Source organism: Streptomyces sp. NPDC054783, from assembly GCF_053611725.1.
In genome coordinates, this window is sequence record NZ_JBSHAY010000025.1 from 107,724 (window position 1) to 121,315 (window position 13,592).

13 protein-coding genes are annotated in these 13,592 nt (G+C 72.3%); 6 read left to right on the forward strand and 7 right to left on the reverse strand.

What is annotated here, in order from left to right; all coding sequences use genetic code 11:
- Window positions 1–7 precede the first annotated feature (7 nt).
- On the reverse strand, window positions 8–1,111 hold the full coding sequence (locus ACWGJ5_RS33605) for a WD40/YVTN/BNR-like repeat-containing protein (RefSeq protein WP_453313397.1): 1,104 nt from the start codon (window positions 1,109–1,111) through the stop codon (window positions 8–10).
- A gap of 207 nt (window positions 1,112–1,318) precedes the next feature.
- Between ACWGJ5_RS33605 and ACWGJ5_RS33610 the strand changes: the two genes are divergently transcribed.
- Entirely contained in the window at window positions 1,319–1,735 is a 417-nt protein-coding gene (locus ACWGJ5_RS33610) for an SsgA family sporulation/cell division regulator (protein ID WP_453313398.1), read from the forward strand.
- A gap of 316 nt (window positions 1,736–2,051) precedes the next feature.
- Here ACWGJ5_RS33610 and ACWGJ5_RS33615 read toward each other — a convergent pair whose 3' ends face one another.
- A complete protein-coding gene (locus tag ACWGJ5_RS33615; protein WP_453313399.1) occupies window positions 2,052–2,252 on the reverse strand; it encodes an isocitrate lyase/phosphoenolpyruvate mutase family protein in 201 nt (66 codons plus the stop codon).
- 431 nt (window positions 2,253–2,683) lie between these two features.
- On the opposite strand from ACWGJ5_RS33615, the gene ACWGJ5_RS33620 reads away from it, so the two are divergent.
- The 3 genes from ACWGJ5_RS33620 (at window position 2,684) to ACWGJ5_RS33630 (ending at window position 6,451) form a co-directional block, all read left to right on the forward strand.
- Window positions 2,684–4,309 (forward strand): ABC-F family ATP-binding cassette domain-containing protein, encoded by a 1,626-nt coding sequence (locus ACWGJ5_RS33620; RefSeq protein WP_453313400.1) that lies wholly within the window; start codon window positions 2,684–2,686, stop codon window positions 4,307–4,309.
- Between the two features lie 131 nt (window positions 4,310–4,440).
- Window positions 4,441–5,217 (forward strand): dimethylargininase, encoded by a 777-nt coding sequence (gene ddaH, locus ACWGJ5_RS33625; RefSeq protein WP_453313401.1) that lies wholly within the window; start codon window positions 4,441–4,443, stop codon window positions 5,215–5,217.
- Between the two features lie 259 nt (window positions 5,218–5,476).
- Window positions 5,477–6,451: an acyl-ACP desaturase gene (locus tag ACWGJ5_RS33630; protein ID WP_453313402.1), complete on the forward strand. Its 975-nt coding sequence runs from the start codon at window positions 5,477–5,479 to the stop codon at window positions 6,449–6,451.
- A gap of 101 nt (window positions 6,452–6,552) precedes the next feature.
- Here ACWGJ5_RS33630 and ACWGJ5_RS33635 read toward each other — a convergent pair whose 3' ends face one another.
- The gene (locus tag ACWGJ5_RS33635; RefSeq protein WP_055709873.1) at window positions 6,553–6,798 is read right to left on the reverse strand and encodes a WhiB family transcriptional regulator; all 246 of its coding nucleotides are present in this window, start codon (window positions 6,796–6,798) and stop codon (window positions 6,553–6,555) included.
- A gap of 269 nt (window positions 6,799–7,067) precedes the next feature.
- Between ACWGJ5_RS33635 and ACWGJ5_RS33640 the strand changes: the two genes are divergently transcribed.
- Window positions 7,068–7,859: a VOC family protein gene (locus ACWGJ5_RS33640; RefSeq protein ID WP_453313403.1), complete on the forward strand. Its 792-nt coding sequence runs from the start codon at window positions 7,068–7,070 to the stop codon at window positions 7,857–7,859.
- 40 nt (window positions 7,860–7,899) lie between these two features.
- Here ACWGJ5_RS33640 and ACWGJ5_RS33645 read toward each other — a convergent pair whose 3' ends face one another.
- The 3 genes from ACWGJ5_RS33645 to ligD all read right to left on the reverse strand — a co-directional run bounded on the left by ACWGJ5_RS33645 (window position 7,900) and on the right by ligD (window position 10,952).
- A complete protein-coding gene (locus tag ACWGJ5_RS33645; protein ID WP_453313404.1) occupies window positions 7,900–9,084 on the reverse strand; it encodes a LacI family DNA-binding transcriptional regulator in 1,185 nt (394 codons plus the stop codon).
- Between the two features lie 251 nt (window positions 9,085–9,335).
- Window positions 9,336–9,812, reverse strand: coding sequence for a hypothetical protein (locus tag ACWGJ5_RS33650; protein WP_453313405.1), 477 nt, complete (start codon window positions 9,810–9,812; stop codon window positions 9,336–9,338).
- Between the two features lie 120 nt (window positions 9,813–9,932).
- On the reverse strand, window positions 9,933–10,952 hold the full coding sequence (gene ligD, locus ACWGJ5_RS33655) for a non-homologous end-joining DNA ligase (RefSeq protein ID WP_453313406.1): 1,020 nt from the start codon (window positions 10,950–10,952) through the stop codon (window positions 9,933–9,935).
- A 74-nt stretch (window positions 10,953–11,026) separates the two neighbouring features.
- Between ligD and ACWGJ5_RS33660 the strand changes: the two genes are divergently transcribed.
- Window positions 11,027–12,103 (forward strand): ATP-dependent DNA ligase, encoded by a 1,077-nt coding sequence (locus ACWGJ5_RS33660; protein WP_453313407.1) that lies wholly within the window; start codon window positions 11,027–11,029, stop codon window positions 12,101–12,103.
- 8 nt (window positions 12,104–12,111) lie between these two features.
- Here ACWGJ5_RS33660 and ACWGJ5_RS33665 read toward each other — a convergent pair whose 3' ends face one another.
- Window positions 12,112–13,302: a zinc-dependent alcohol dehydrogenase gene (locus ACWGJ5_RS33665; RefSeq protein WP_453313408.1), complete on the reverse strand. Its 1,191-nt coding sequence runs from the start codon at window positions 13,300–13,302 to the stop codon at window positions 12,112–12,114.
- Window positions 13,303–13,592 lie beyond the last annotated feature (290 nt).

Below are 13,592 nucleotides of genomic sequence, written 5' to 3' on the forward strand. Positions count from 1 at the left end.
GCCCACCTCAGCGTTCCAGCCGCGCGACCCTCCCCTGCTCTCCGGCCGCCCAGCAGCTGAGGTCGGGCGTGCAGTCCACGGTGTCGTAGGAGCCGGTGTCGATCGTGCGCCAGGTGCGGCCCGCGTCGGTGGTGAGGTCGGTACCGGTGGGGCCGACGGCGAGTGCGGCGGTGCGGCTGTGTGGCAGCCAGGCGGCTCCGGAGCGGTAGGCGGGCGGGGGCGTGGCGGCCGGGGTCCAGGTGCGGCCGCCGTCGGCGGTGAACGCGGCGGCCTGCGGCGAGGCCTGGTCGAGCCGGTAGTCGCCGCCGACGGCGAGGCCGTGGCCGCCATCGCGGAAGGCGAGCGCGAAGACGCCCTTGGCGGGATCGCCGGCCGGCACCGGTGTGTCGGCGGCCGTCCAGGTCAGTCCGCGGTCGGCGGAGTGCAGCACGCGCGCGTGAGCGCCGCCGCCGGTGGCCAGCCAGACGTCCTTCGGGCCCGAGGTGACCAGGCACTGGCCGCTCGCGGCGAAGCCCGCCTCACCGTCCAGCGCGGGCGGCATGCCCGCCGGGGGCAGCACCCGCCAGGAGCGTCCGCCGTCGGTCGTCGACAGGATGCGGAACCTTCCGTCCACGGGGTCGCTCATCGCGAGGCCGTGCCGGCGGTCGAAGAAGGCCAGGCAGTCGTAGAACGCCTTCGGGTCGGTGTTGCGGAAGGACTCGGTCCAGGTCGCCCCGCCGTCCTCGGTGCGGTACACGCGGGACGTCTCGCCCTCGCCGATGGCCAGCACCACGGCGCGCCGCGCGTCGAACGCCTCGACGTCCCGGAACTGCAGATCGGCCGCGCCCGGCGGAGAGACGTTCCGCCAGCTCGCTCCGCCATCGGTCGTGCGCAGCACCGTGCCGCCGGTACCGGCCAGCCAGGCGGTACGCCGGTCGACGGCCGCCAGACCGCGGAAGCGGACCTGCGGGGTGCCCGGATCCTTCGGCGCCCAGTGCGGGCTCCCCTGCCCGAGGGGCCCCGCCTCGGCGGCGGGCACGGTCAGCGCGGCCAACGCCGCCCCGCACGCCACCCCCGCCGCCACCAGCCTGCTCGTACGTCCTCTGCGTCGCGTGCTCCCCAAACGCCTCATGGCGGGCGAAGCTAGCCCACCGGTCCGACTCCGTCCAGAGGCCAACTGCCGCCCGCCGCAGGCACGAACGAGCGGGTCCGCGCCATGCATGGACGCGGTGACCGAGGTCACTCGTGATTCCTGTGCACGGATCGGCCGGATCCGTCGTCTCTTCCGGTGCCGGGTGCACACCCGGGCGCAGTCCAGCCGTCACGAGGGAGCAAGGCGTTGTCCACCGTCATCGAGCAGCCCGTAGAGGCGCGTCTCGTCGCCGCCGCACCGCGCATGCCGAACATTCCCGCCACGCTGCGCTACGACCGACGCGATCCGTTCGCCGTCGTCATGACCTTCCCGGCCCCGGCCACCCTGGAGGGGGTCGAGGTGCGCTGGACCTTCTCCCGCGAGCTGCTCACGGCCGGGCTGCACCAGTCCGAGGGGCACGGGGACGTCCGGGTGCGGCCGTACGGCTACGACCGCACCGTGCTGGAGTTCCACGCCCCCGAGGGCACCGCGATCGTGCACGTGCGCTCGGGCGAGATCCGGCGCTTCCTGGAGGCGACCAGCGCGCTCGTGCCCGTCGGCCTCGAACACCTCCAGCTCGACCTGGACCACGGCCTGGCCGAACTGATGCGGGACGCCTGCTGAGCGCTCCGCGCGCGAAGCCGAGCACCACGCGCGTGTGAAGCCGAGTGTGCCGCTGCGCGCACATGGCCGCCCGGTTCGGCTCGTCGTACGCGTGCGCAAGGTGTTCAGCTCCCCGTAGTGGTATCCGTCCGCCAGCGCGCCGTACGTCCCCGCCCCCAGCAGCTCCCGGGCGGCGGCGGACCAGGACGTGGGCGGCCTGGGCGAGCCCCGAGCCGGCTGATCCTGGCGGCGCCGAGGGCGGCCGGCTCGGGGACGGTGGGCGCGCCGGGGAAGACCGACACGTTGACCGGGCCGTCGATGCCCGCGACCAGCTCCTTCACCGTCCCCGGGTCGACGGCCCCGGGGACGAAGATCCGTCGGCGCCCGCCGCACGGAAGGCCGCCGCCCGCTCCAGGGTCGTGTCCACTCCCCCGACACCGCGCAGGAACGTGTCGATCCGCGCGCTGACGAACAGCGGCACACCCGCCTCGTGCCGGGCATCCTCGATGTTGACGCCGACCGCGCCGGCGGCGAGCACCGCCCGTACCGCGTCGGCGCCCCCGGCCGGGTCGGTGGCGTAGCGGCGGGCCCGATGCCCGCGCCGACCGGGACGCGTACGACGGCCGCGATGCGGGCCACGGCCTCGCCTGCGCGGGCGCGGTCGAGGCGGTCGCCGAGAAACGCCGTCGAGGGCGGCCCGTAATTGCGTTGACAGCCCCCAGGCACCCTTCTACGGTGTACATCGGTCCTGTTGCCGTCGATTGGAGAAGGACGTTGCTCGTCTGAGGTCCTGAGGCATCGCGTCGCACCGGTTGAGGTGTGTGCGCGGCGTACGACCTCGGCGTCCGAGCCGTCCTCGGGCACAGGCCCTTTTCCGTGGCCTCCTCGTGCCCCACGACCTTTCGGTTCCCGCCTCGCGGTGTCTCGACATGCGTCCACCCGACCGCACGAACCCCTCGCGAGGCCCTCATGTCATCTTCCCTCACCTGTACGTCCCTGTCCTTCACCTGGGCCGACGGCACCGCCGTCCTCGACAGCCTCGACATCGCCTTCGGGCCCGGCCGTACCGGTCTCGTCGGCGTCAACGGGTCGGGGAAATCCACCCTGTTGAAACTGCTGGCCGGTGAACTCGCCCCGTCCGACGGCACCGTCAAGGTGTCCGGTGAGGTCGGTCACCTCCCGCAGAACGTAACCCTCGACACCGCACTCCGCGTCGACCAGGCCCTCGGCATCGCCGAACGGCGGGCCGCGCTGCACGCCATCGAGGCGGGCGACGTTGCCGAGGAGCACTTCGAGACGCTGGGCGACGACTGGGACGTGGAGGAACGCGCCCTCGTCACGCTCGGCGAGCTCGGTCTCGGTCACATCGGCCTGGACCGCACGGTCGGCGAGGTCTCCGGTGGCGAGTCGGTGCTGCTGCGGCTGGCCGCGCTGCTGCTGCGCCGTCCTGACGTGCTGCTGCTGGACGAGCCCACCAACAACCTCGACCTGTATGCGCGCCGACGGCTGTACCACGCCGTCTCCGCGTGGCCGGGCGTACTGGTCGTGGTCAGCCACGACCGCGAACTGCTCGACCTGGTCGACCAGATCGCGGAGCTGCGCTCCGGGGAGGTCACCTGGTACGGCGGCAACTTCTCGGCGTACGAAGAGGCTCTGGCCGTCGAGCAGGAGGCGGCCGAGCGGATGGTGCGCGTCGCCGAGGCCGATGTGCGCAAGCAGAAGCGCGAACTGGCCGACGCCCAGGTGAAACTGGCCCGGCGCAAGCGGTACGGGCAGAAGATGTGGGACTCCAAGCGCGAGCCGAAGATCGTCATGGGTGCCCGCAAACGTGCCGCCCAGGAGTCGGCGGGCAAGCACCGCATCATGCACGAGGAGCGGCTCGCCGAGGCCCGGGAGCGCCTGGACGAGGCGGCGGAGGCCGTACGGGACGACGACGAGATCCGCGTCGACCTGCCGTACACCGCCGTACCGCCCGGCCGGCAGGTGCTCACCCTGCAGAACCTGGAAATGGCCTACCACGCGCGCGTGGAGGGCATTCTCGATCTGCGCGGCCCGGAGCGGATCGCGCTGGTCGGCCGCAACGGCGCCGGCAAGACGACGCTGTTGCGGACCGTCGCAGGACAGCTGACACCGGTGGCCGGCGAGGCGCGGGCGCACGTCCCGCTGCGCTTCCTGCCCCAGCGGCTGGACGTGCTGGACGACGAGCTCACGGTGGCGGAGAACGTGGCCCGGTTCGCGCCGGGCGCCACCAACAACCGGATCCGGGCGCGGCTCGCCCGCTTCCTGTTCCGGGGCGCGCGGGCCGACCAGAAGGCGGCCACCCTGTCGGGCGGAGAGCGGTTCCGTGCGGCCCTCGCCGCGCTGATGCTCGCCGAGCCCGCACCCCAGCTGCTGCTGCTCGACGAGCCGACCAACAACCTCGACATGGCGAGCGTGCGGCAGCTGACCTCGGCCCTGGAGTCGTACGAGGGCGCACTGCTCGTGGCCAGCCACGACCTGCCGTTCCTCGAGTCGCTCGGCATCACCCGCTGGCTGCTGATGGAGGAGGGAGAGCTGAGGGAGATCTCGCCGGACGACATCGGGGTCTCGGCCTAGGATCCGACGTCTCAGGAGGGCCACAGCCTGACAACGGGGGTTTTGTCGTGGCCGGGACGGATTGCATGATGGCGGACCGGTGCCGTCTCACCGGCACCGGAAAACCGCACCATCGATTCGAAAGGTCCCTCGTGCCCAGCAAGAAGGCCCTCGTCCGCCGCCCCAGCCCCCGCCTCGCCGAAGGCCTGGTGACGCACATCGAGCGGGAGAAGGTCGATGCCGGGCTCGCCATCGAGCAGTGGGAGGCCTACGTCGAGGCCCTGGGCACGCACGGCTGGGAGACGATCGAGGTCGACCCGGAGGACGACTGCCCGGACTCGGTGTTCGTCGAGGACACCGTCGTCATGTACAGGAACGTGGCGTTGATCACCCGGCCCGGCGCGGAGTCCCGGCGCGCGGAGACCGTCGGCGTGGAGGAGGCGGTGGCCCGCCTCGGCTGCTCGGTGAACTGGATCTGGGAGCCGGGCACGCTGGACGGCGGCGACGTCCTGAAGGTCGGCGACACGGTGTACGTCGGCCGCGGCGGGCGCACCAACGGGGCCGGCGTTCAGCAGGTGCGGGCCGCCTTCGAGCCGCTGGGCGCGCGCGTGGTGGGCGTTCCCGTGAGCAAGGTGCTGCACCTGAAGTCCGCCGTGACCGCGCTGCCCGACGGCACGGTGATCGGGCACATACCGAAGGTCGACCGGCCGTCGCTGTTCCCCGGCTTCCTGTCGGTGCCGGAGGAGTCCGGCTCGCACGTGGTGCTGCTCGGCGGGCACAAGCTGCTGATGGCGGCGAGCGCGCCGAAGACCGCGGAACTGCTGACCGATCTCGGCCACGAAGTGGTCACGGTGGACATCAGCGAGTTCGAGAAGCTCGAGGGCTGTGTGACGTGCCTCTCGGTACGGCTCCGGGAGCTGTACGCCTGACGGGCGGTCCTGTCACTCCGAAGGCCCCGGGATCCGTGGATCCCGAGGTCGTCGGCATGTCCTGGGAGGCCGACCCAGCCACGCCGAAACACCCCGGGAGGGGTCAGTTCCGCCCTACTGATCAGCGATCTTTACAGTGGCCTTAACCTACGGCTTCGTAACCTACGCATTCGTAGCCTACGATCACGTAGGTTTCCGGCACCGCTCGCCGGACCGCCGCCTGATTCTCCCCGTTGTTCGGCGTCCCCCTGGAGTTCCCGTGACGATCACCTCCCCTCACCTCGGCAGCCCGTCCGCCTGGACCGACGCGCGGCTGCTGTTCGCACTGGAGGAAGTGGTCGAGACGGAACTGAACCGGCATCTGAAGGTCGCCAAGGACTGGATGCCGCACGAGTACGTGCCGTGGAGCGACGCCCGCAACTTCCCCGGCCTGTTCGAGGACGGGGAGGCCTGGGGCAAGGACCAGTCCAAGGTGACCGACATCGGCCGCATCGCCCTCGTGGTCAACCTGCTCACCGAGGACAACCTGCCGAGCTACCACCACGAGATCGCCACGCTCTTCGGCCGCGACGGCGCCTGGGGCACCTGGGTGCACCGCTGGACGGCCGAGGAAGGCAGGCACGGCATCGTGATGCGCGACTATCTGCTCGCCTCGCGCGCGGTGGACCCCGACAAGCTGGAGCAGTTCCGCATGTCGCACATGAGCGAGGGCTTCGAGTCCGACAACCGGCACTCGATGCTGCACTCGATCGCCTACGTCGCCTTCCAGGAACTGGCCACCCGAATCTCGCACCGCAACACCGGCCACCAGTCCGGCGACCCGGTCTGCGACCGCATGCTGGCCCGCATCGCGACCGACGAGAACCTCCACATGGTCTTCTACCGCAACCTGCTGAAGGCCGCCTTCGAGCTGGCCCCCGACCTGACCATGCAGGCGGTGCGGGACGTCGTGGTGAACTTCCGCATGCCCGGCCACGGCATCCCCGGCTTCGAGCGGGCCGCCGCGCAGATGGCCATCGGCGAGGTCTACAACATGCGCATCCACCACGACGACGTGCTGCAGCCCGTCCTGCGCTTCCTGAAGGTCCTGGAGATCGACGGCCTCGGCCCCGAGGGAGTCAAGGCGCAGGAGGAACTCGGCCTGTTCATGGGCGGCCTGAACGAGGAGGCCCTCAAGTTCGACGAGAAGCTGGCCACCCGCAAGGCCCGGATGGCGGCCCGGGCCGGAGCCTGAGGCACGCCGGTCACCGACCGCACGCCGGTGTCCGACGCTCGCAGGGGACTCTCCGGAAGGACGGGTACCTGGCGGGCGTCGGCGGACGTCGGCGGACGTCGTCAGTGGGACGTGCGGCGCAGGGCGAGGCGCTCCTTTTCGGACAGGCCGCCCCAGACGCCGAAGCGCTCGTCGTTGGCCAGCGCGTAGTCCAGGCAGGCAGGGCGCAGCTCGCACATGGCGCAGATGCGCTTCGCCTCGCGTACCGAGCTGCCGGGCTCGGGGAAGAAGAAGTCCGGCCCGGTCTGCGCGCAGAGGGCCTGCGCCTGCCAGGTGTCGTCGGCCGGAGTGATGGTTTCGAAGGGCATGACCAGGATCGTGCCGCGCGGCGAAAAACGTTCGATCAACGCCGGGTCAACGCCGCCGGCAGGGCCTGCGGCCGCCCCCGATGATGCTCTCCCGGACCGCACCGGCGCACGGCGGCGCGCGGGGCGCGGCGAAAACCCGCAGGGCGCGCCCGGCCACCCGGAGTGAGCGTGGTCCGTCCGGCGCGTCGCGGCGATCCGGCGGCGATTGTCAGTGGGGGGTGCCAGACTCGGCAGTGCAGAGGACGGGACCCCTTTCGAGGAGGGCGAAGATGCTCACCACCCGTTTCGTCGACGGCGCCCCGAACTGGCTCGACATCAGCACCCCCGACATCGACGGCGCCGTGTCCTTCTACGGCGGTCTCTTCGGCTGGCAGTTCCAGTCGGCGGGCCCGGACGCGGGAGGCTACGGCTTCTTCCAGCTGGGCGGCAGGACCATCGCGGGCGGCATGCAGTCCGGCCCCGAGCAGGGCCCGCCGGCCTGGACGGTGTACTTCCAGAGCGCGGACGCACAGGCCACCGCCAAGGCCGCCGGGCAGCACCACGGCAGCGTGCTGTTCCAGCCGATGGACGTCATGGGCGAGGGACACATGGCGGTCCTTGCCGACCAGGCGCACGTGCCCTTCGGGATCTGGCAGCCGGGCCGGACCAAGGGCGTCGACATGGCTAGCGAGCCGGGCTCGCTGTGCTGGGTCGAGCTGTACACCCCGGACATCGCGGCCGCAGCCGCCTTCTACCACCAGGTGCTGGGGCTCGAGACGTCCGCCGTGCCCTTCCCGGGCGGGACGTACACGTGCGTCAATCCGGCCGACGGCGGGGAGGACGCGATGTTCGGCGGGATCGTGCCCCTGGCCGACGACCCGGCCGAGGCCCAGGGCAGCCCGTACTGGCTGCCGTACTTCGAGGTCGAGGACACCGACACGGTGGTCGAGAAGGCGCGGCAGCTCGGCGGAGAGGTGCGCGTGCCGGCGACGACCATGGAGGGCGTCGGCCGCATGGCCAGGCTCACCGACCCGTACGGCGCCCGCTTCGCGGTGATCAAGAGCGAGTCGCCACAGGGCTGAATCCGGTCGGCAGACCGGGCCGGGGCCTCTTGCGCGGCGGTCAGGCGGACGCCCGTCGTATCAGCGTGGTCGGGAGGATGACGCCGCCGGCGTGCGGCTCGTCCACGGCGCTTCCGGTCCGGTCCAGGCCGTCCGTCCTGCCGCGGGCATCCGTCCCGTCGCGGGCATCCGTCCGGTCACAGCCGTCCGTCCTGCCGCGGCCGTCCGTCCCGTCGCGGCCGTCGGAGAGTCCGCGCAGCAGCAGGCGGGCCATCAGACGGCCCATTCCCTCGATGTCCTGACGAACCGTCGTCAGTGGCGGGTCGGCCTCCTCGGCGACGGGCAGCATGTCGTCGAAGCCGATGACGGCCACGTCCTCGGGCACCCGCCGGCCGCTCGCGCGCAGCACGCGCAGGGCACCGAGGGCGGTCAGGTCATTGGCGGCGAACACGGCGTCCACGTCCGGGCAGCGGTCGAGGAGTTCGCGCATGGCGCGTTCACCGCCGGCCGGGGTGAAGTCGCTCTCCACCACCAGCCGGGGATCGTTCCCACCGGGCACCTCGCCCATGACGTCCCGGTAGCCGTCGAGCCGGTCCACCGCCGACGTCTGGTCCAGGACGCCGGTGAGATGCGCGATGCGTGTGCGGCCGAGGCCCACGAGATGCCGTACGGCAGCGCGTGCCCCGCCCCGGTTGTCGCAGTCGACGTACACCACGCTGGGGTCCTTCGCCGTGGGGCGAGCGGGGCCGGCCCCGCGGCCGTCGTCGCCCCAGCCCGGCCGTCCGCCGAACACGGTGGGCACACCGGCGTCCTGGATGAGGCCGGGCAGCGGGTCGTCGAGGTGCAGGGAGAAGACGAGCGCGCCGTCGACATGGCCTCCGGAGAGATACCGGGCCACGCGCGCGTGATCGTCACGACCCTCGGTGAGCAACAGCACCAACTGGTTGTCGTGTGCGGTCAGTTCCTTGCTGATGCCGCGCAACTGCAGCGCGAAGAAGGGGTCGGCGAAAACCCGGGTCTCGGGCTCGGCGATGACGACCGCGACGGCGTCGTGCCGCTTGGTGACGAGGCTGCGCGCCGCCTGGTTGGGTACGTAACCCAGCTCTGCCACGGCCTGCCGGACCCGCTCGGCCAAGGGTGCGCGCACCCCGTCGCCGCCGTTGACCACCCGGGACACGGTGGCCCGGGACACGCCGGCCCGCGCGGCCACGGCCTCCAGCGTGGGACGCGACACTGCCTCGGTCACTTCGGGACTCCTCATCGGCGGCTGCCGGTCAGGATAACCGCGCGGTTGAGACCCCGCCGGTGCCGCGACGCAGGCATGGCCATGTTCGCCCGAGCCGTAGGGACGGCTTGCGTCCGGGGCGGCGGGCCCGGCGACGGTCACCGTGTGACGGCCAGATCGACGACGTCCAGGAGGGGGCCCCGCGCCGAGCGGTGGGTTCTCGACCGCGCGTGGCCCGGGGGCGTCCCCGGCGGGGGACTCCGCGGCTCACTTCAGCAGGTCGATCGTCGTGCCCACGCCCCGGCGTTCCGCCTCTTGCCAGGCGAGCCAGGTGAGGGCGAGGTCCTGCCGGGGCAGCCCGACGGGGGCGTACACCGTGCGCTGCCGGGCCGGGTGCGGCCGGGGTGCGTGCCGCGCAGGACGTCCGTGAGGGTGGCGTCGGCGCTGGTCCGGGCGAGCCCGGGCGCGGCCAACGCACCCATGTGCGCGGCGAGTTCGGTGTCGTCGACGACGAGGAGCGCGGCGTCCGGCAGGTCCGGGGCGAGTACCCGCTTGCCGGGCTCGTCGGTGCCGGGACTCGTGAAGTGCTGTCCGGCGCGAGTGTCCGCGGGGGCGAGCAACGGGGCCCGGGACCAGGTGGCGAGCAGGACGGTGTCCGCCTCCTCGGCCACCGCGCCGGCCGAGTCCAGCCCCCGTCCGCCGTGCTCGGCGGCGAACGCGGCGGCACGGCCGGGGTCGGTGTCGTGCACGACGAGTCGACCGGGCGGGCGTTCGCCGCCCTGCGCGACCGCCTGCCCGCCGAGACCGCCTCGTCGGCGGCCCGGTCCCTGGTTTGTGCCCTGGCGACGGCGGCCGTCCGCGCGCCGCCCTCAGGACGTCTGCTCCCGCCGGGCCCGGCTCGGCTGGACGCGCGTGGGTTCGCCGGGCATCTTCGGATACTCCGGCGGGTACGGCAGATCGCCCAGGCCGTGGTCGTGTTCGTCGCGGCGGGCAAGCTCCAGCAGGGCGTCCAGGGAGTAGGCGTGGTCGTCCATGTCGGCGTGGACGTCGCCGAGTTCGGCGAAGCGGTCCGGCATGGTGGCGAGGTCGAAGTCGGCGGGGTGCGCCACGCCGACCTCCTCCCAGCGCAGGGGTGCCGAGACGGTGGCGTTCGGGCGGGGGCGTACGGAGTACGCGGAGGCGATGGTGCGGTCGCGGGCCGTCTGGTTGTAGTCCAGGAAGATACGGCTGCCCCGCTCCTCCTTCCACCACTTGATCGTCACCTGCTCGGGCATCCGGCGCTCCATCTCCCGGCCGACGGCGATCGCGGCGCGGCGCACCTGGGTGAAGGTCCAGCGCGGTTCGATCGGGACGAAGACGTGCAGGCCCCGGCCGCCGGAGGTCTTCGGCCAGCCGCGCAGCCCGCCGAACTCGTCCAGAACCGCGCGCAGTTCGTGGGCGGCGCGGGCCGCGTCGTCGAAGTCGGTGCCGGGCTGCGGGTCGAGGTCGATGCGGAGTTCGTCGGGGCGGTCGACGTCCGTGGCGCGTACCGGCCAGGGATGGAAGGTGAGCGTGCCGTACTGGGCGGCCCAGACGACGGCGGCCTGCTCCGTGGGGCACATCTCGTCGGCGCTGCGGCCGCTGGGGAAGGTGATGTGGGCGGTCGGGATCCAGTCGGGCATGCCCTTCGGGGCCCGCTTCTGGAAGAACCACTCGCCGCCCACGCCGTCGGGGTAGCGTTCCAGGGTCGTGGGGCGGTTGCGCAACGCGCGCAGGATGCCGGGGCCGACGGCGACGTAGTACTGCGCGAGGTCCAGCTTGGTGAAACCCCGCTCGGGGAAGAAGACCTTGTCCGGGCTGGACAGCCGTACGGTCCGGCCGGCCACCTCCAGTTCCACCGCAGCACCCATGCGGCCACGGTAGGCGCACCCCGCACAGCGCGCATACCGGGCGGTGCCGGAGGCATGCGAGCAGAATCGGTTGCATGGATCTGCCCGTCATGCCGCCCGTGAAGCCGATGCTCGCCAAGTCGGTGGCGAAGATCCCTCCGGGGATGCACTACGAGGCGAAGTGGGACGGGTTTCGTTCGATCGTGTTCCGGGACGGCACCGAAGTCGAGTTGGGCAGCCGTACCGGGAAGCCGTTGACCAGGTATTTTCCCGAGCTGGTGGCGGCGCTGAAGGAGCGGGTGCCCGAGCGGTGCGTGCTGGACGGGGAAATCGTGATCGCGCGGGAAGGCCATCTGGACTTCGACGCGCTGACCGAGCGGATCCATCCGGCCGACTCCCGGGTGCGGATGCTGGCGGAGAAGACCCCGGCGTCCTTCGTGGCCTTCGACCTGCTCGCCCTGGACGACCACTCCCTGCTCGACGTCCCGCTGACCGACCGTAGGGCCCTGCTGGAACGGGCGCTCGCCGACGCGACACCGCCAGTGCACGTGGCGCCCGCGACGGCCGACATCGAGGTGGCGCAGCAGTGGTTCGAGCGGTTCGAGGGCGCCGGCCTCGACGGAGTCGTCGCCAAACCGCTCGACCTGCGCTACCGGCAGGACGAGCGGGTCATGTTCAAGGTCAAGCACGAGCGGACGGCGGATGTCGTCGTGGCCGGGTACCGGTTCCACAAGAGCGGCCCGGTGGTCGGCTCGCTGCTGCTGGGGTTGCACGACGACCGGGGACAGCTCCAGCACGTGGGGGTGTCGGCCGCGTTCCCCATGAAGAAGCGGGCCGAACTGGTCGAGGAGCTGGAGCCGCTGCGCATGGACGACGTGGCCGGGCACCCGTGGGCGGCCTGGTCGGACGAGGCCGCGCATGAGACGGCCCGGCTGCCGGGCGCGCCGAGCCGCTGGTCGGGGAAGAAGGACCTGTCCTGGGTGCCGCTGCGGCCGGAGCGGGTCGCCGAGGTGGCCTACGACCACATGGAGAACGGGCAGCGCTTCCGGCACACCGCCCGCTTCCGCCGCTGGCGCCCGGACCGCATGCCGGAGAGCTGCACCTACGCCCAGCTGGAGGAGCCGGTGCGCTACGACCTGGCGGAGATCCTGGGCGAGAGGGACCGGGGCTGACGGCCGGTCTACGGGTTCATGAGGATCTTGATGGCGCCGTCCTGCTTGTGCTGGAACATGTCGTAGGCGTGCGGTGCCTCGGCGAGCGGCAGCCGATGGGTGGCGAAGTCGTCGACGCCGAGGGGGTCCTCGTCGGTCAGATACGGCATGATCCGGTCGGTCCAGCGGCGGACGTTGGCCTGGCCCATGCGCAGCTGGATCTGCTTGTCGAACAGGGTGAGCATCGGCATCGGGTCGGCCATGCCGCCGTACAGGCCGCTCAGCGAGATGGTGCCGCCGCGCCGTACCAGGTCGATCGCGAGGTGGAGGGCGCGGAGCCGGTCGACGCTGAAGCGTTCCGCGATGGGGGCGCTGAGCTTGCGGGGCAGCAGCCCGGTCGCCGTCTGCGCGAGTTTGGCGGCGGCGCTGCCGTGGGCCTCGGTGCCGACGGCGTCGATCACGGCGTCCGGGCCCCGGCCGCCGGTCTCGTCGCGGACGGCGTTGACCAGCGCCTTCTCGTCGTCGAAGGCTCTCAGGTCGTAGGTCTCCACGCCGTCCCGGTCGGCACGCGCGAGCCGTTCAGGCACCAGGTCGATGCCGAACACGCGCTCCGCACCGCATGCCTTGGCGATCCGGCAGGCCATGTCGCCGATCGGGCCGAGGCCGAGGACGGCGAGGGTGCCGCCGGGCGGGACGGCCGCGTACTCGACGGCCTGCCAGGCGGTGGGCAGCACGTCGGAGAGGTAGACGAAACGGTCGTCCGGCGGGCCCTCGGGCACCTTGATCGGCCCGAACTGCGCCTGGGGCACCCGCAGGTACTCGGCCTGGGCGCCGGGCACGGCGCCGTACAGGCGGGTGTAGCCGAACAGGGCGGCGCCCATTCCCTCGCCGGTGACCTGGGTGGTCTCGCACTGGGTCGGCAGCCCGGTCAGGCACATCCAGCAGTTGCCGCAGGCGATCTGGAACGGCACCACGACCCGGTCCCCGGCCTTGAGGTCCGGCACTCCGGGGCCGACCTCCTCGACGATGCCCATCGGCTCGTGCCCGAGGATGTCGCCCGGTGTCATGAACGGGGTGAGCACCTCGTACAGATGCAGGTCCGAGCCGCACAGTCCGGTGGACGTGATGCGGATGACGGCGTCGGTGGGCTCTTCGATCCGCGGGTCGGGCACGTCCTCGACCCGGACGTCCCGCCTGCCCTGCCAGGTGACTGCCTTCATGGGTCGCGCTCCCTCGGTCGCGTGGGCGAATCGCGGTGGCGCCCGGGTACCCGCGCCCACCAGCACCGAATCCCTCGCTCCGGTCCCGACCCGCCACCGCCCGCGCCCCTCCTACGCCCGCCACCAGCCACCGCCCACCGCCGTCACCACCCACCGCCGTCACCGCCCTCAACCCGCGCCGCCCACCGCCCCGACTCTCCGCCGTCCACCGCCCGTCATCACCCACGCCTCGGCTCCGGCCATCACCCACGGCTCGGCCCGCCCGTCTCGCCGCCGCCCGCCCGCCTCAC

Coding starts and splice junctions, on each gene's coding strand:
- ACWGJ5_RS33605 (WP_453313397.1), bottom strand. CDS start 1,111: ATGAGGCGTTTGGGGAGCACGCGACGCAGAGGACGTACGAGCAGGCTG.
- ACWGJ5_RS33620 (WP_453313400.1), top strand. CDS start 2,684: ATGTCATCTTCCCTCACCTGTACGTCCCTGTCCTTCACCTGGGCCGAC.
- ACWGJ5_RS33635 (WP_055709873.1), bottom strand. CDS start 6,798: ATGCCCTTCGAAACCATCACTCCGGCCGACGACACCTGGCAGGCGCAG.
- ACWGJ5_RS33640 (WP_453313403.1), top strand. CDS start 7,068: ATGCTCACCACCCGTTTCGTCGACGGCGCCCCGAACTGGCTCGACATC.
- ligD (WP_453313406.1), bottom strand. CDS start 10,952: ATGGGTGCTGCGGTGGAACTGGAGGTGGCCGGCCGGACCGTACGGCTG.
- ACWGJ5_RS33660 (WP_453313407.1), top strand. CDS start 11,027: ATGGATCTGCCCGTCATGCCGCCCGTGAAGCCGATGCTCGCCAAGTCG.
- ACWGJ5_RS33665 (WP_453313408.1), bottom strand. CDS start 13,302: ATGAAGGCAGTCACCTGGCAGGGCAGGCGGGACGTCCGGGTCGAGGAC.